This is a genomic window from Gallibacter sp. Marseille-QA0791 (assembly GCF_965119705.1).
Lineage (GTDB): Bacteria > Bacillota > Clostridia > Peptostreptococcales > Anaerovoracaceae > Lentihominibacter > Lentihominibacter excrementipullorum.
This window is the reverse complement of sequence record NZ_CBCPMH010000001.1, coordinates 2812677-2829372: the sequence shown is the minus strand read 5'-3', so window position 1 is coordinate 2829372 and position 16696 is coordinate 2812677. Positions and strand designations below refer to the sequence as shown.

General features: G+C 49.3%; 18 protein-coding genes and 1 pseudogene. All 19 read right to left on the bottom strand.

Annotated features, from left to right (window positions below):
* Positions 1–15: 15 nt before the first annotated feature.
* Positions 16–381 carry a cysteine-rich VLP domain-containing protein gene (locus ACQY69_RS13100; protein ID WP_425386754.1) on the bottom strand — a complete coding sequence of 122 codons (366 nt, stop codon included), beginning with the start codon at positions 379–381 and terminating at the stop codon, positions 16–18.
* Between the two features lie 10 nt (positions 382–391).
* Positions 392–2017, bottom strand: coding sequence for a relaxase/mobilization nuclease domain-containing protein (locus tag ACQY69_RS13095; protein ID WP_002596230.1), 1626 nt, complete (start codon positions 2015–2017; stop codon positions 392–394).
* A complete protein-coding gene (locus ACQY69_RS13090) occupies positions 1989–2387 on the bottom strand; it encodes a plasmid mobilization protein (protein ID WP_002596229.1) in 399 nt (132 codons plus the stop codon). The genes ACQY69_RS13095 and ACQY69_RS13090 overlap by 29 nt, the downstream gene beginning before the upstream one ends.
* A gap of 497 nt (positions 2388–2884) precedes the next feature.
* A complete protein-coding gene (locus ACQY69_RS13085; protein WP_002586615.1) occupies positions 2885–3097 on the bottom strand; it encodes a helix-turn-helix domain-containing protein in 213 nt (70 codons plus the stop codon).
* Positions 3090–3512: a sigma-70 family RNA polymerase sigma factor gene (locus ACQY69_RS13080; RefSeq protein ID WP_002586616.1), complete on the bottom strand. Its 423-nt coding sequence runs from the start codon at positions 3510–3512 to the stop codon at positions 3090–3092. Before ACQY69_RS13080 ends, ACQY69_RS13085 begins: the two co-directional genes overlap by 8 nt.
* 171 nt (positions 3513–3683) lie before the next feature.
* On the bottom strand, positions 3684–4451 hold the full coding sequence (locus ACQY69_RS13075) for a class I SAM-dependent methyltransferase (protein WP_002586626.1): 768 nt from the start codon (positions 4449–4451) through the stop codon (positions 3684–3686).
* 50 nt (positions 4452–4501) lie between these two features.
* A complete protein-coding gene (gene tet(W), locus ACQY69_RS13070; protein ID WP_002586627.1) occupies positions 4502–6421 on the bottom strand; it encodes a tetracycline resistance ribosomal protection protein Tet(W) in 1920 nt (639 codons plus the stop codon).
* Between the two features lie 652 nt (positions 6422–7073).
* Positions 7074–7202: pseudogene (locus tag ACQY69_RS13065) on the bottom strand (Maff2 family mobile element protein); the annotation flags it as partial.
* A gap of 187 nt (positions 7203–7389) precedes the next feature.
* Entirely contained in the window at positions 7390–7611 is a 222-nt protein-coding gene (locus tag ACQY69_RS13060; protein ID WP_428260968.1) for a hypothetical protein, read from the bottom strand.
* Positions 7608–9392: a VirD4-like conjugal transfer protein, CD1115 family gene (locus ACQY69_RS13055; protein ID WP_428260966.1), complete on the bottom strand. Its 1785-nt coding sequence runs from the start codon at positions 9390–9392 to the stop codon at positions 7608–7610. The genes ACQY69_RS13060 and ACQY69_RS13055 overlap by 4 nt, the downstream gene beginning before the upstream one ends.
* Entirely contained in the window at positions 9389–9871 is a 483-nt protein-coding gene (locus tag ACQY69_RS13050) for a PcfB family protein (protein ID WP_428260965.1), read from the bottom strand. The genes ACQY69_RS13055 and ACQY69_RS13050 overlap by 4 nt, the downstream gene beginning before the upstream one ends.
* A gap of 75 nt (positions 9872–9946) precedes the next feature.
* Positions 9947–10165, bottom strand: a complete 219-nt coding sequence (locus tag ACQY69_RS13045) for a DUF5348 domain-containing protein (protein WP_087164009.1) — start codon at positions 10163–10165, stop codon at positions 9947–9949.
* A 21-nt stretch (positions 10166–10186) separates the two neighbouring features.
* Entirely contained in the window at positions 10187–11164 is a 978-nt protein-coding gene (locus ACQY69_RS13040; RefSeq protein WP_428260963.1) for a DUF6017 domain-containing protein, read from the bottom strand.
* A 1144-nt stretch (positions 11165–12308) separates the two neighbouring features.
* The gene (locus tag ACQY69_RS13035) at positions 12309–13202 is read right to left on the bottom strand and encodes a Fic family protein (protein ID WP_428260961.1); all 894 of its coding nucleotides are present in this window, start codon (positions 13200–13202) and stop codon (positions 12309–12311) included.
* A gap of 79 nt (positions 13203–13281) precedes the next feature.
* A complete protein-coding gene (locus ACQY69_RS13030; RefSeq protein WP_428260960.1) occupies positions 13282–13437 on the bottom strand; it encodes a hypothetical protein in 156 nt (51 codons plus the stop codon).
* The gene (locus ACQY69_RS13025) at positions 13424–14323 is read right to left on the bottom strand and encodes a Fic family protein (RefSeq protein ID WP_428260958.1); all 900 of its coding nucleotides are present in this window, start codon (positions 14321–14323) and stop codon (positions 13424–13426) included. The genes ACQY69_RS13030 and ACQY69_RS13025 overlap by 14 nt, the downstream gene beginning before the upstream one ends.
* Positions 14324–14459: 136 nt before the next feature.
* Positions 14460–14900, bottom strand: coding sequence for an acetyltransferase (locus ACQY69_RS13020; protein WP_428260957.1), 441 nt, complete (start codon positions 14898–14900; stop codon positions 14460–14462).
* Positions 14897–15769 carry a bifunctional DNA-formamidopyrimidine glycosylase/DNA-(apurinic or apyrimidinic site) lyase gene (mutM, locus tag ACQY69_RS13015; protein WP_428260955.1) on the bottom strand — a complete coding sequence of 291 codons (873 nt, stop codon included), beginning with the start codon at positions 15767–15769 and terminating at the stop codon, positions 14897–14899. The genes ACQY69_RS13020 and mutM overlap by 4 nt, the downstream gene beginning before the upstream one ends.
* Positions 15762–16676 (bottom strand): radical SAM mobile pair protein B, encoded by a 915-nt coding sequence (locus ACQY69_RS13010; RefSeq protein WP_428260954.1) that lies wholly within the window; start codon positions 16674–16676, stop codon positions 15762–15764. The genes mutM and ACQY69_RS13010 overlap by 8 nt, the downstream gene beginning before the upstream one ends.
* Between the last annotated feature and the right edge of the window lie 20 nt (positions 16677–16696).

Below are 16696 nucleotides of genomic sequence, written 5' to 3'. Positions count from 1 at the left end.
GAAAAAAGCCTTGATTTATGCGGGTTTGAAAGGCTCTAAAGCGTGACATCTCTGCCTTTGTTTCCGCTTTCTCTCGGCGGCTTTGATTTTCTTCATGCGCCCGGCGCAGTCGGGGCAGTATTTTCCCCGGTTGGATTTGGGGACAAAGGCCGCCCCGCAGACGGCACACCGTTTCCGGCTTCCCCGGCACAAGAGGGCTGCGGCCAGCTCCCCGTCAAGGGGCAGGACAGCCACACGGAACCAGTGGCACATGAGGGAAAAGGAAATGCTCTGGACGCACACGCAAGGCTCCCCGTCGTCCAATAGCAGGCAGTTCCCCTCATCGTAGTTACAGCACTCATGTACCAGCCGCCGCGCCCGCCGGTGCTGGCGGTAGTCCATGTGGGGCAGGTTATCGCTCATGGCTCTGCTCCTTTCTGCGGTGCGGCTCGTCCCGGCGCAAAATCTGGTCGATGTTCCGCTTGACGGTCTGCAACTCCTTGAACCGCTGTTTCTGTTCGTGATAGGTGTTATACAGGCCGTCTTTCTCGGAGATAAGCTGCTCGATCTCGGCCTGCAACGCTTTCCGGGCGGGCAGCTTGGTAATGCCATGCGCCTTGAAATACCGGGCTGCTGCGTCGGCTATGATAAAATCGCTCTCATGGGCCTGCCGGTATGCGGCGCGGGCTTTCTCGGATTTCTGTGCCCGCAGCCCGTCGCGGGCGGCCTTGGTCTGGGCGTAGGCCAACACCTGCCGCTGCAACTTCTTTTTCCCTTGCAGCTTCGTTTCCAGTGCTTTCAGTTCGCCGCTGGTCTGGCGCATTTTCTGATAGGCGGTGTCAACGGCGGCTTCTAACTGCTCCGGGGAAGTAAAGCCGTATTGCTGGTAGACGGACAGCGTTTTGGCGGCCTGCTTCAGATTGTGTATCTTCGCCCAGCGTTCATAGCCCCGGCCTTTGCCCTCGGCCATTTTCTGCTCAATGTCCACAAGCCGCTGCACTCCGTCCTGTTTCGGGGCGGCTATCTCGGCTCTGGCAACCTGCAAGCGGTCTTTTATGGTGCGTGGGGGATCGGGGGATCTGGCTGGCGCTTCGGCTGCTCTGGCGGCGTTTTGCTCTAAAACGGCAAAGACAGCGGCGCGGTCAAAATCGTCGCCCAGCTTCCGGGCGGTAATTGGCTTTGTCCTGTCCGGCGTGAGGTAGGAAAGCCGCCCCCGGCTCTCCTTGACGGTCACACCCTCCTGCAGCAACAGAGAGGAAAACTCGTCAAAGCTGGCGGCGGTGGCAAGGGCTTTCCGTAGGGTCTGCCGCAGCTTCTCCTTGTTCGTTTCAAACTTGGTCTGCCGGGGCGTGATACTATCGGCAATCATGGGGGCGTTCTGCTTGTCCAGCGCGGCCTGTCCCTTTTTCTGCGCCCAATACTCCCGGTCGGTGACGCGGTTCTTGCTGCCGTTCAAGAGGTCGATTTGATAAAGCCCCTCCCGGTGGCACATCTCCATGACTTCGGATTTGAAGTAGCGCAGGGCAGCGTCGGTACATCGGTGCTTGCAGCCGACTTTCGTATCGGCCGGCCTGTCCATGTAGGGCAGGAACGGCACTTCCTCAATCCGCAGGCTGTTTATGACGATATGCACATGAATGTTGCCGCTGTGGTTATGCCCGTCCGGGTGGGTGCAGACAAGGGCCTGGTGGCCGGGAAAATGCTCTTTACAGAATTGTTCCCCCAACGCCTGCGCCCGGTCTACGGTCAGGCCGTTGTCCGGCCCGTCCCGCGGGTCAAAGCTGATGATGTAGTGGTGGCTTTTCACATCTTCCCGCCGCTGGTTTTTCTGATAGCGGAGATTGGCCCGCATACACGCAACGGCAAAATCCTCCCCGTCGCAGTTCAGCGTGGACAGCCGGTAGTCCTCGCGGGGGATAAGCCTGCCGGTTTCATCAAGGACGGGCTTCATGGTAAACTCGTCATGCTCAAAGAGAAGATATTGCTCGGCGGCTCCGTAGTCGGCGTTTTTAGAGTTGATATGCTTGAGTGTTGCCAACCGCGTCACCTACTTTCTTGAGGACTTCATACTTGAGGACGGCAAGGTCGGATATGGCGGCGCGTACCTCGCCGGAAAGGGTGTTGTAGGGTACGCCGTATTCGTTCAGATACCGGGCAATCTGATTGAGGTTGCCGCCGATCCTGCCGTACTCGGCTGTCAGCTTCCCGACAGCGGAAAGCAACTCGTCATTGACCGACGACACATGGACAACCGGGCGTATGGTCGCCCGCCGTATCGCCTGCCGGAGAAATTCGGACTGGCTGATACCATAGGGCGCAAGCCGCGCTGTGAAGTCGGCATACTCATCTTCGGACAGCCGGGTTTTCACAACGCGGCTGCGGTGGGGCGTGTTGTATTTCTTTCGCATGGTGTGACCTCCTTTCTCGCCCGTAAGGGCGCATGAGCAGGGTTTGGGGAAGGCACTCCCCAACAAGTTTCCCGCGAGGGGCAAAACTGCAGAATTGCGGATTTTGGCACCGTGGTAGAAACTTGCTCTCCGTGACTGCAAACTTTCTCTCACTTCCGTCCGCCACTTTTTTGGAAAACTGCAACCACAAAAGTTTGTTTCTCTTTTTCTGCTACTACTAATCCTGTAAAGGGCATTCCTGCCCGCTTTCGCTAAAATGACACCGGACGCAGTGGTTTCTACCCGGTGTTGGAGAAATCCTTTCTCTTTGCCCTCTACTACGGGTAAATGCTCCAAATGCCAAACACCAGGGCAGAAAAATTCCCTCCTCGCTTACTACTACAACCGGCAGGGGGCAAAATGGCCGGGAGCGGAGCCGGACAACAAAAAAAGCAGTAAATCTTTTTCAAGACTTACTGCTTTCGCTGGCCGCGTCGGTGGCGGCTGGTATTCAGTTTTTATGACTTGTCCGGTGGTTCGTCAAGCCGGAACTTGAATTGACAGTCAATTAACCGCTGCTTTACATAGTCCTCCACCTCGGCGTTGACCTGCCCGTTCACTTTTGAGAAATAGCGGATATATCCGGCGTAGTGGAGCAGGACAGCGTTCACGGCTTCTGGGTCGCCCTCACGGGCTTTGAGGATTGTTTCATAGGGGAGAAGTCTACTCATACCGGCTCACCCCCATTTCTTCGCGTAGCCGCTGCAAGGCAAGCTGGATATGCCGCCCCGCTGTGCTGCGTGACCGGCCAATACACGCGCCGATCACGCGCTGCGGCTGGCGCAGAAAGTAATAGCGCAGGATTTCTTCCCGCGTCTGCTCCGGCAAAACAGAGATCGCGTCGGCAAGGGCGGCGTTGCAGAGCAGGACGGTCTGACCGCAGACGGTAAATGGGTATTCCTCGTCCGGCTCCGACGCGGCAAACTGGACAAACTTCTCGTTCATCAGATAGTCAAGGGAAACTTGCCGTTCCCATTGCCGTTTAAGCTTCAAAATCTTGTCCAAGGCGGCACAGCGGATAACAGTCTTGCAAAAGGCGTTGTACCTGCGCTGGATATATTCTTGATAGGCTATCTGGTCGGTCATGGAAATTCCCCTTTCTGAATAATAGTGCGGGGCGGTGGCACTTCTTGCTGTCGCCCCTTGATTGCCTACCAGCAAAGGCGGGCGGGGCTGTCAACGGCTGCGCATATGCGCCGTTCATCTTGACCGTTGACTGGCTCGGCTGGGTTTGCTATTTACCCGACAAACTTGAATTTATTTTAAGCTATCACGTTTTACCTTCTTAAGCCTTACTATCATTACCATAGGAATTTCTTTGTTGGTTTTAAAACATTCTTCATAAAATCCATCAATGACAAATCCAGCTCTAAAACAAAGGTTAAAAATATCTTGTATGGAACGATGATAATAAATCTGCTCTTTCGGTTGCCCTTCAATCGCTATATCATAGTAACTGTGCGGTGTCATATATTTTTCAGTCAACGTGACAAAACAAGGGTGTTGCGTTGCAAAGACAAAAATTCCGCTTTCCTGCAACAGTTCATAAACAGCCATAAGAAGTGGTTCAATATCCGTAATATCCATAATTGCCATATTAGAAACTGCTTTCGTAAAGGCTCGATTTCTTTTTAATTCTAATATACTTTTTCTATCGGTCGCATCCGCCACACAAAATTCAATTTGTTTTGCATATTGTGATTGCCGTCTTTTAGCCAATTCTATCATTTTTTTGCTGTAATCAAAAGCGACAACCGAAGCGCCTCTTTGTGCAAGATACGAAGAATAATTTCCATTGCCACACGCAATATCCAAAATGTAATCCGCAGGATTAGGAGATAGAAGTTCCGTTACTTTGGGACGCACTACCTCTCTGTGAAATTCATTAGATTCGTCACCCATTGCATTATCCCAAAATTGTGCGTTCTCCTCCCAGATTTTTTTACTTTCCTCTGTTCCCATGTTCTCTCCCACTCCCCAAATTTGCTTTTTTGCTTCCATTAAATCTTCCTTACTATATTCCATTGTTACCCTCCATAACTTCTGATTGTTGCCGTCTTGACGATTATGTATCTTTACATTACCTTCTGAAACATATGGCGCACCTTGTCCAGGCGGCTGTTTGGACGGCGGGGCTGGATGACCGGCTGACCGACAGCGGCCTGATATCCTTTCAGCTCTGTAAGGCATACGCTCCGCCCGTTGGTGTAAAAGGCCAGATCAGTACGGTATGCCTGTATACAGCGGGCGGGAATCTCGCCAGTAAAGACAACTTCATCCTTTTTTACCTGGGCCGTTTCGATGGTGGCACAGTATTTCGGTGCATCATGATAAGCCCTGGAAAGGTATTCCTGGGGCGCATAGAGGATGAAGGAGAGATAAGGTTCCAGCAGCTGCGTCCCCGATTCCTTCAATGCCTGTTCCAATACAATCGGGGCCAATGAGCGGAAGTCCGCCGGCGTGCTGACCGGACTGTAATAAAGCCCGTATTCAAAGCAAATCTTACAGTCCGTTACGTTCCAGCCGAACAAGCCCTGCTCCAGCCCGTAACGGATACCATCCCTGACAGCGTTTTGAAAACTCTGGTTCAAGTATCCCAGCGAAACCCGGCTCTCGTATTGTACACCGGAGCCAAGCGAGAGTGGTGTAACAGACAGTCCTATGGATGCCCAAAACGGGTTGGGCGGCACCTCGATATGGATGGTGTGGCTGGCTGCTTTGAGCGGCCGCTCCATATAAATGACGGAGGGTTCCTTTACCACTGTTTCAAGCTTGTATTTTTCCGACAGCAAAGCGGAAACAACCTCCAACTGCACCCGGCCCAAAAAAGAAAGAATGATCTCATGGGTGATGGAATCCACTTCGCAACGCAAAAGCGGGTCAGTATCCGCAAGTTGCGTAAGAGCGTCCAGCAGCCGTTCTCTTTGCGCTGCCGTTTTCGGCGCAATCGTCGTCCGCAGCATGGGGAGGGGGTCCTCGCGCCACCTTTTACGAGGGAGCCGGGTTTGGTCCCCTAATACATCGTTTAACCTCACGCTGTCGCTGGGAAGGATAACAATTTCACCCTGATAAGCGGTGTCTGTCCGAACAATTTCCCCTTTGGATGGAATACGCATCTCTGTGATTTTCAGCTTTTCTCTCCCGGCCAGGGCCACCGTATCCCGCAGGCGCAGCGTTCCGCTGTATAACCGTAGATAGACACGCCGCTGGCCGCAATCGGTGTACTCAACCTTGAAAACGCTGCCGCATAGGGCGGCGCCCCCCTGTTCCCCAATCGGTTGGAACAGCCCTGTCACCGCATCCATCAACGGTTGAATGCCAAGGCCATTTTTGGCGCTGCCATGATAGACTGGGAACAGGGAGGCGTCTTGAACCCGCTGCTGTTCCTCCCGCGCAAGTTTTTCCCGGCTGATTGGTTCTCCTGCGATATACTTTTCCAATAATTCATCGTTATTTTCGATGACCGCATCCCATGCTTCTATGTCGGTATTTTCCTCCAGGACTATTTCCGGGGACAGCGACACCGTCTGCTTGATGATAATATCGGCGGAGAGCTTATCCCGAACAGACTGAACCACGCTCTGCAAATCAACGCCAGCCTGGTCGATCTTGTTGATAAAGATAACGGTGGGAATGTTCATTTTCCGCAGGGCATGGAACAGAATACGGGTCTGGGCCTGCACGCCATCTTTAGCGGAGATCACCAAGATGGCCCCATCTAAAACAGCCAAAGAGCGGTACACCTCCGCCAAAAAATCCATGTGGCCGGGCGTATCCACAATGTTAACTTTACATCTGTGCCACTGGAAGGAAGTGACTGCCGCTTGAATGGTAATCCCACGCTGCCGCTCCAAAAACATGGTGTCCGTCCTCGTTGTCCCTTTTTCGACGCTCCCCGGTTCTGAAATGGCTCCGCTGGCATATAGCAGGCTCTCCGTCAAGGTCGTCTTTCCAGCGTCTACATGGGCAAGAATTCCAATATTGATTATTTTCATGTGATTGTCCTCCCTTTACAGCCCCAAAGGGCATAAAAATCCCCAGCAGTAAAATACTTTTACCACTGGGGATTATAAGTTGCGGACATACACATATACAGCATACACCTGTTTGTGATTGCTGTTTTTGGGGATATGTCAAAATTGATAAGGCAAAAGTATTCTTAAATTGGGTACAAAAAACTAAGCCCCTACAAAAGGAGCTATCATAATCCTTTGTTCCCACTATTTGATTATAGTTTTATTTAAGAATACCTTGCCGCATATTTTTTACTCCTTTTCTGGATTAAATCATTGTATCACATCAGTTTTAGGAAAGCAAGTACCTAAAAGAAATTTTTCTTCCCCTTATATGTAACAATCATACCGGCTTCCTAGCGTTCAGAATGTTTTCTGCTGTCTGCTGTGGTGTTTGGTTGGAATTGTCCAACCAAAAGCCGATCCGTGGTGTTGTCTGCATTTTACTAAATACAAATTCAATGTATACAGAAAGATATAAGGAGTGGGAGGGATTCCGCCGTAGTTGGCATTGTAGGAAAATCCAAAAGTTTAGATTTTCCCACAATGCTTATCTTTTGGTCTTTGGTTCGGAATAGTGTAGTGCTGGCGGTCTATCTCTTGTTTTCGGTTGCTTGCTTCCTTACCGTACATGAGCATTTGCCCCTGGGTTGTCGTTTCCGTAGCCCTCCAAGAGGTTAATCACTCCCCAGATACCAAGTCCGGCTCCCAGTGCGATAACAAGGGTCTGTAAAACTTCGATTGCGCTGTTGAAAAATTCCATGAAATTCTCCTTTCCTGCCGCAATAGCGGCTGCCCGAAAAAGGGCATAAAAAACGGCGGTCAGTTTTGGTAACTGCCGCGGTCATAAGTCCCCGCGCCGTTTGAAATTCTGCGGCGCAGCGGTATTCAGTTGTAAGAGTGGGGAAACATGGATTTCCCAGTAGGGGCGCGTATCATGTAACCAATGGTTATGTAGTCGGTTGCTGTAATTCCTCCTTTCTCCCGTATCGGCGTTCACACTGGCGTAAAATGGTTTCGGCAAACTGCCGTGTGCTTTCCTCCGCCCATTTACGCCAGTATTCCCGTTCTGCGGCGTCTATGGCTTCTTTGAGTTCTACCAGTGCCGCCACAAAGTTATCTATCATTTCCTGTTGCTGCTTCGCTTTTTTCTTTCTGATACGTCTGTTCATGGTGTGTCCTCCTGCAAATCTACTCCGCTGATTTCGTAACAGTCGAAAGGTTCGTCCGGCTTCACGATTGCGGGGCGGCGCTTCATGTACCGTTCCACATCAAAAGCGTTCTTCTTGTCGTAGTCGGAAAGGTACTTATATTTCGGGTGCTTCGTTATATCGAATTTGTCCGAAAAGAACGGGCGCACACCCCGTAACTGCAAGATACATTTCCCGCCGTCCATGACGGCGATTTCGTCCTGTGTCATAAGCTCCTTGCCTAACTTCTGGTAGTTCAGCCCGTGGGACAGCTCCCGCCCTCTGGTTTCGGAAGTGTTGAAGCTGTCAATGGTTTCTTTCCCCAAAAGCTCCGACATTTCTTTCAGTGTGGTTTTCTCCTTGCCACCAAGGAAAAGGGTGGTGTCGCAGTTGCCGACTATGGTATCGGCGTTGTCCTTATAGATTGCCTTTAGCTGTGACTGGCTCTGCAAGATGATAGAAGCAGAAATTTCCCGGCTCCTTATAGTGGCAATCAGCTTTTCAAACTTTGGTATCTGCCCGATATTTGCAAACTCGTCTAACAGACACCTCACATGGACGGGCAGCCGCCCGCCGTACACGTCGTCAGCTTTATCACATAACAAGTTGAAAAGCTGCGTGTAAAGGATAGACACAATAAAGTTAAAGGTGTCGTCCGTGTCGCTGATGATAACAAACAGTGCCGTTTTCCGGTCGCCCAGTGTGTCAAGCTCCATTTCGTCGGTTTCCAGAAGTTCCCGTAGCTCCCGTATGTCAAAGGGGGCAAGCCGCGCCCCACAGCTTATGAGGATTGAGGAACGTGTCTTACCCGCACTTAACAGGAATTTCTTGTACTGCCGGACGGCAAAATGCTCCGGGTCTTTTTCTTCCAGTCGTTCAAACATGAGGTCAACCGGGGACTGAAATTCCGGGTCGTCCTCGCGGGCTTCCGACGCATTTATCATTTCAAGCAGCGTCGTAAAGTTCTTCTCGTCCTCCGGGGCTTCATACCAGATATAGCCGATAAGGGCGCAGTAAAAGAGCCGTTCGGACTTTACCCAGAAATCCTCCCCGGATTTTTCCCCGTCGCCTTTGGTGTTGGCGATTATGGTATTTACCAGTTTCAGAATGTCTTTCTCGCTGCGGAGATAGGCGAACGGGTTATAGTGCATACTTTTCTTGAAGTTTATCGTATTCAGCACTTTTATCTTATAGCCGCCCCGCTGTAAGAGCTGCCCGCACTCAACTAATACGGTTCCTTTCGGGTCTGTGACAACGTAGGAGCTGTGCATTTGCATTAGGTTCGGCTTCACGAAAAACCTCGTCTTGCCGCTGCCGGAACCTCCGATTACAAGGATATTTTTATTCCTTGCATACTTTGGCTGCTTCGGGCGGCTGCTCATCATAAGCCGCTCGGTCTGGGTTAGAATGACATTGTTTTCAAATACCGGGTCTACATACGGTTTAATATCTTCGGCATTTCCCCAACGGGCAGAGCCGTATTCCATGCCTTTCCGGTACTTCTTCGCGTTCTTGCCTTTGAAATAGACAATCAGCCGGATAAGCACCGCCCCCGCTGCGCCGATAAGCAAGTCCATAGGGTGTAAGCTCGGCGCGGCGTCCCCAAAGGCTGCGGAAAATCCCGTCCCAAGGGAAAGCAGCTTTTCCGACAGGTCAGCCCCCGGCGAAAGCCTAAAAGCCTGCGCTGCCTTGTCAAAGAACCAGACAAAGAGCAGATAGGGGATATTCGGGATAATCAGCTTTTTCAAGTCTATGTTGTTCAACGGTCAATCCCCCTTTCCTTGTTCTTGACTTTCTCCCGGTTCGCATTGAGCTGTTTCGCCTTATCCCGGAAAACGGCTAATGCCTTTCGGATAGAGGGCTTCTGCTCCCGTGAGAGCTTCTTTGCGGAAAACTCCTTAAAGGCTGCGGTCAGCGCGTCAGCGTCCCGCGCCTTAAAGAAAACAAGGTACCGGGGCGGGCTTTCCGTCGCGTCCTTTTTCAGCGCAAAGTCAATCCCGTATTTCTTCGCGGTACTCTCAAAGGCTTTGATATTGTCCTTCGTGATTTCGATATTGGAAACGCCTGCGTTCTGCTTCATAAGCTGCTTTAGGGTCTGCTTGCCGTGGGGCATTTGCCGCTTGTTTGCCTGCTTCTTTACCTGTGAGAGAAAGAATTTCATGGATTTTTGCAGCACTTCCGCAGACAGTTTTCCGGTCTTGATTGACAGGACAATCACTTTTTCGTTGACTTCCTCCTGCAATTATCGTCCTCCTTTCGTTTCCGGGCAGAAAAAAAGGGCAGTCGTTTCCTGGTTGCCCTGTGCCTGCCGCTTTCATTAAATCCGTACCCTAAGCCCGTTCAAGTCCTCGGCGCGTACCCCTACCAGATACCAGTTCTGCCCGTACTCCATACGGGTCGGCTTCCATTTCCCCCTTACGAATACTTCCAGACAGTCGCCGCAATGCAAGCCCCCGTAGTAGTCGGAAAGGTCAAAGCGAATGTCGTAACGGTCGGTCAGCTCGTCAAATACCAATGCTCCGGTTCTCTGTGCCATAAAAAATCCTCCTTGTGTTGTTTAAAGGCTTTCGCCCTCGTTGCATGAATAATAGTCCGGGTCGCCAAACTGGGGCTTTCGCGGAGCCAGTGCGCCGCTTGCCATATCGTGGGCGACAAGGGAAGTGTAGTAATTGCCGATAGTGGACGGCGCGTTGAACAGTGCCGCCCGTAGGTACTGCTTGATGTTGCGTATCTTCGTGGTGTTCTCCCGCATACAGTCAAGGACGAACCGGATATGTTCGCTGTCCAGTTTCATAAACTTTGACTTCACAAGCTCTGCCGGGTAGTCGTCCCCGGCGATACGGATTGTCCTGCGCTTTGTGCAGACTGTTTCAAGGATAAGGTCAACGATTTCATCTATCCGGTCATGGTCGTAGGGCATATCCTGTTTGAGAATGTCATAGCAGATATTGTCTTTTATGATTTCCTCATATACCCGGTATGCGTCGTTCGGTTCCTTTCGTTTCTGTTCCGGCGGCTCTGCCGCGCCCTCAAAAGGAGAGGGGTCAGGGGAATGGATAGGAATGGAATGGGTACTTTGTGTATCTGTATTTGGTTTTTCTTTTTTTGATAGATTAGTCTTTTGTTCTTCTTTAATTATTTGCATTGGATTTTCCGACGTCGGATTTCCCGTTGTCGGATTTTCCAATACCGGATTACCCGCTGTTGGTTTTTCCAATATCGGCTTTTCCAACTCCGGGGGCTGTGGCTGCTCGTAAATGGTGTACTCAATGGCGGTCATTTTGCCTTTCTCGTCTCGTCCCTGCCGCCTTGTGATATATCCGGCTTTTTCAAGTTCCCAAACGGCGGTACGGATAGCGTCGATACTTTCCCGGTTGATATGGGACAGCCCCGCAAGGGTATAGTCCCAATCTTCGGGAAGTGAAAGCATTTGTGACAACAAGCCCTTTGCTTTTAAGGTCAGCTCCTTGTTGCGTAAGTGGTGGTTGCTCATTACGGTATATCCCGTGTTCCGTTCCACTCTGAAAACTGCCATAGCTAATCAGCTCCTTTGCTGTGGATTTGTTACGCAGTAGAACGCGGATTTTGAGGGAAAAGGTATCTTTCCCTTGCTTCCCCGGTTCCGCGCTCTGGAAGCCTTATATATCAAGGCTCTTTCTGCCCCTACTGCGTAACATGAGGGCATAAAAAAAGCGGCGTTCCTGTTCTTCCGGGGTGGAAGTGGGAAACGCCGCCTTTGCGGTTTCATTTATTTTTCTTTATATCACGACAGGGCAATCAGTAAGTAGTAAATTAGTAGTAAATTTCCTTTGTAATGTTCAAAAAGTCAAGGAATATCAAGGGTTCTGGACTTTGATTGGTGTACTGCCGTGACACACGAAAAGTATTTTTATCATATCTTTTATATCCTTTCAAAAGCCTTTAAACCTTGATACTATGGGTTCTCCGGCGCTTTTTCAAATTTTTATATTTTGCCCTAAACCTACGCTAATCTTCGTAACTCTACGCAGATTCACGGGCAAATAGTGCAATAAGTGGTAGCTGAAATGATAACATCTAAATTGTAATGTTCAACCATATATTTTTTATTGTCAGAAGCAGTTGTCGCAAATTTTGCGACAACGGAATTTTATTCGGATAATTCTTCTTTCAGGGCATTGTTGATATGCTTTCCAATGGTTTTTACATCGCGTCCAAACAATTCTGCCATTTGGCTTCTATTCAACCAAACGGATTCATTTTCTATTTTAACCGGCAAAGAGATACTTTTATCTTTCCTTGAAATATAATGATTTCATTTTCATTAGCCATCACATTTCCTCATTTCTCAATGGAATATATGTCTCAATTTCAAATTTTACATACAAATACTCTCCCGGTTAAACTGGGTAGAAACCGTCTTCCCAATTTATATCATAACAAAAGATCTCTCAAAATTCTACAATAATACAAAGCTCATCTCGTCTCCATTTTTTCGATTGGCCTTCTGAATGTTTCTGATGTATTCAGCGTCGTTTCCCATCGTAAAACTGCTTAATACAGATTCAAACTCTCCTAAAAGCTGCTCCTCGTCCAACAGAACATGGTACATTCCATCATCTTCAATCTGAATTCTACAACTTCTAGTGAAAATTTTTGCGAGTTATCGCAATTATTTGCAGTAGGATCTGCCATGATCTTCACTCTTTCAGCATGATCAAATAACTCTCCAGTCTTTCATTCAGATATCCTGCGAATAATTTCTCCATGGCTCTCGAATTGTGCTTTGTATGGTATTCATCAAAGGCTTTATAGTAGGCTACCCGATCTGTAAATTTAATATCAATCGGCGGATATCCCGCTTTCATCAGTTCCAGATTTACAAGCAGCCGCCCCGTACGGCCATTGCCGTCTATAAACGGATGAATGCCTTCAAATTCAATATGGAACCATGCGAGCCTTGAAATGATATGTTCGGTGCTAATTCTATAAGTTTCCAGCAACTGTTCCATCTTAGGTTGAATGAGATAAGGCTGTACCGGCTCATGTTTTGCCCCCATGATTCTTACCGGAACTTTTCTATAGACTCCACGGTCATCCTTTTTATCCGCCAGCACCAGATAATGAATCTGCTTTATCACACTCTCTGATAATGGCGTCTGCTCCTTTACCAGATCCCGTACAAAATAAAAAGCGTCTTTATGGCCGACCGCCTCCATATGGTCTTTGAGAGGTTTTTGATCAATGGTGAGACCACGCAGCACCATATCTGTTTCCCGCAAGGTCAGCGTATTGCCTTCGATCGCATTGGAATTATAAGTGTACTCCACCACAAATTCCTCTGTAAAACGCTCTATTTCTCCTTCTGTCAATGGGCGCCTGGTGTCCAATTCCGCTTTCTTTCGGTCGATCACCTCTAACAAGCTTTCCGCAGACCTATATCGACCATCCTCCGGTTTCTTTGCCTCTTCCGGTATCTTCCAGCTACGTCCTTCACGGGTAACTCCCGGGATTTTTCCTTCTGAGCATAAGGTTCGTACTCTTCTGTCTGAAATTTTCCACTTTTCTGCCGCCTGTTTCACTGATATATACATAAGTATTTCACCTCGCTTAGATAATAATATACCCCATTATCGGAATAACAGCAACGCTATCGGAATAATGTTTGGTGCATTATCGGAACAATATAAAAAATCCGGCAGATACATTTTTATCTGGCTGATGAATCACCAGTTCTACAATCATGGCTTCTTCTGGGATTTCTTGCACAAAATAAGACTTTCCAACTGCCCCTCCTGTTTTTACAAACAGAATATCATCTGACTTCATATGGGATCCTGAAATAATCCAAATACGCTTTATATTTATCCTGTGCCGCCAGACATGTGTCTGTCAGATAGCCTTTTTCATTGTCCCACTCCATTAATCCCCTATAGTAAAACATCTTCAGGTTATCCTCAATAATGAACGGCACGATATTATATTTCAAACATTCCCTGAACATGATCAGCCTGCCCACACGACCGTTACCGTCCTGAAACGGATGGATCCGCTCAAATTTTACATGGAGATCCAGAATACCTTCAAATGTTTTTTCTTCTTTTGCGTTATATTCTGTCAACAATGCTTTCATCTTGCCGGCAACTTCTTCAGGTAGAGCAGTTTCCATACCGCCAACCTCATTAGGCATTTTTTTATAATCCCCCAATGCAAACCAGTCTTTTCCGGAATCGCTGGTTCCGCTTTTTAAGATCAGATGAAGCTCCTTTATAAATTTCTCAGTCAAAGCTGCCTTTGCATGGTCGATGATCATATCGATACATCGAAAATGATTTACGGTTTCGATCACATCGTCTACGTTGAGAACTTCGTTTTCCACACCAATGGTATTGGTTTCAAAAATATATCTGGTCTGCTCATGGGTCAGGCGGCTACCTTCAATATGGTTTGAGTTATACGTTAAATCAATCTGTGTTTTATGGTAAATACCGCCGGAATATTTGCTCGCTTTTTGGTCCTGCAAAATGTCCAGCAGTGTAAGCGGATGTTCCTTCTTTTTATTTAAGCGCTCCGGTTTTTCCGCGTCCTCAGGAATATTCCATGTTTTTCCGGTAAGAAAAGCACCCGGCACACGCCCGTGAGCGCAGTAATTCCTCACACTGCGTTCCGATATATTCCATTTTTTTGCTATTTCAGCAACTGAAAGATACCGCATCTGCTTTCCTCCGTTATCAATCGAATCCAATACCATATGAATCTATATTATAATATACCATATTACCGGCAATAAATCCAGCAAGCCTCTGCATCGTACAGCATATTTTTGCCGTTTTCGGAAATTTCAATTACCATCAGCGACTCATATACAGGAGAGGATAAGGATTGCCTTGTTCATCGAGGTCTGTCCTCCCATAAACCCTGAAGCCCATGTGTTCATAAAATCCCCTGGCCTGCGGGTTCTGCTCATTTACAGCCAGCCTCTCAACCGCGCAGTTTTTGATTCCATACTGTACCAGAGACTTTCCCAACCCTTTTCCTCTCTCCTCCGGGTCGATGAACAGCATTTCCAATGTCCCGTTCTCCACTCCCATGAAGGCTGTCGGACGGCCCGCGCCATCTTTCGCAATCATCAGATGGGCGACCTCTTTCAACGCCTGCGGCACATATTCTTTTATGCTGCTGATTTCATCGTCCGACAGGAACAGATGGGTGGCTCTTACGGAGTTTTCCCATACCTCCAGCAACCGCTCCAGCAAATCAGGTGTCCTGACTTTCACTTCCTCTATTCTCATACTGTCTGCTCCTTTGTTTTCCGGGACTCGTTGAATTCTTTATCCCCCTGTTGGCAGCTGGGGCAATATGTGCTGCTTCGCCCACCGATAACCATGCGGCAGAGCGACGTTTTGCATGTCGGGCACGGCTCTCCCTCGTGACCGTAAACCTGTAAAAATGGCGTGTTGCGGTAATCCCGGCCCTTTGTTTCCAGATATTCTTCCGGAGATATTTCGTTTTTTCGGATAAAGAACGACAGCCGCTCCGGGATGACCTCGGCAAGGCGTTCCCACTCTTCTCCTGTCAGGCTGTTCGCCGGTCGCGCCGGATATATCCCCGCTGCAAACAGTATTTCATCGGAATAGATGTTCCCTATCCCGGCGATCGCTCCCTGCTCCATCAGGCATTCCTTGACAGCTTTCTTTCGTTTTCCCAGCTTCGAGGCCAGATACTCCGCGGTAAAATCCGGGGAAAGCGGTTCCTTGCCTAGCCTTTCCATCCCGCTGTATGTATCCGCTTCCTCCTTTTGAAGCAGCCAGAGACGTCCGAAACGGCGGGTATCCGAAAACCGCAGCGCCTTGCCGTTATCCATACGGAAAACGATATGCGTGTGCTTTTCCTCCGGATAGTCCGCCGGCGTTACCAGCAGGCAGCCGGTCATCCGCAGATGGATGATGACCTTATCGCCGCTTTCAAGCCGGATGACGAGAAATTTTCCCCGGCGCGTTGTGGCGTCAAAGGTTTGTCCCCTGAGGCGGCGGCAAAATTCGTCGGCGGCAGGGTGGGCGATGACCTCCGGGCGTCTGACGGAGATACTTTCTATCGCAAGCCCTCGTATCTGCGGTCCGATTATCCGTTTTACCGTCTCTATTTCCGGCAGTTCAGGCATGGCTTTCACCACCTTTCTTCGCTGATTTTTTGATTTTCTCGTGATAAAAATAGTTGACGATCACAGGCGACGCATCGAATGACCGCTTCACACTGTCGTCGTTCGTCACATAGTCGAGACCGATTTCTGCGGCATAGGCCTTCAGCTCCGCGTCCAGCGTTTCCCAATAAGTGCGGTCTCCCTTCCTGTAAATTTTCAGGTAAAGAGGCAGCAGTTTCCTGTGCTTTTCCCGTATGTAATCCATGATTTCCGCCTTATAGCTTCCCCGCAGGTTGAGATTTTCCAGCCATATCAGATTGCACTGTCCCTTTACCCGGCGGATAATGGCTTTGACATTGGTGATTCCGGGGAATATGGGCGAGACAAAACAGGTCGTGCGGATGCCGGCCCGGTGAAATATTTTCATGGCCGCAAGCCGCCGCTCGATGCTGACCGCATTGTCCATATCTTCCCTGAAGCTTTCGTCCAGCGTATTGATCGACCATGAGACGCGGGCCTGCGGGAAGGTCCGTATCAGGTCCAGATCCCGCAGTATAAGATCGCTCTTTGTGGAAATGCTTATCCTGGCGCCGCTTCCCTTCAGCTGCTCCAGCAACGCGCGCGTACGGCCGTATTGCTCCTCCTGCGGCAGATAAGGGTCGGTCACAGAGCTGATGAACAGTTCCCTGCCTGCGTATTTCTCCGGGTTCCTGATTTCCGGCCACATCTTGACGTCCAGGAAGGTCCCCCATGGCTCCTGATGACCTGTAAAACGCTTCATGAAGGACGCATAGCAATACCGGCAGCCGTGGGTACAGCCCACATATGGATTGACCGAGTATTCGCATACGGGCAGATTTGACTTTGTAATGACGCTTTTTACCGCAGTTTCCCGTATCAGCGGCAATTTTCTGCTTTCATCAGACATCGTAATACTCCCACACAAAT